The following is a 268-nucleotide window of genomic DNA, read 5'->3' on the forward strand; positions in this document are numbered from 1 at the left end:
GTAAAATACCTACCCAAGGGCTTGTCGATTTAGACGGTGATACTTGGTTATGTCCCGACTCATTAAAAGCAATTGAGCGTGCAGTAGGAGCCGGTATTTTAGCGGTAGATGAAATACTAGAGGGCAACCTTGATGCTGCATTTTGCTCGGTGCGCCCGCCGGGGCATCATGCAAATCGCACTACTTCATCCGGTTTTTGTGTATTTAACAACCTTGCTATTGCGGTTAAATATGCACAAAGCAAAGGGGTTAAGCGCATTGCTATTGT

Annotated in this window: 1 pseudogene; it reads left to right on the forward strand. The window is 45.5% G+C overall.

The window, feature by feature from the left end:
• Positions 1-268, forward strand: a pseudogene (locus tag AAEY88_RS13870) (hypothetical protein); the annotation flags it as partial.

The organism is Psychrobacter sp. CAL346-MNA-CIBAN-0220 (genome assembly GCF_040309805.1).
In the GTDB taxonomy this organism is placed as follows: Bacteria; Pseudomonadota; Gammaproteobacteria; order Pseudomonadales; family Moraxellaceae; genus Psychrobacter.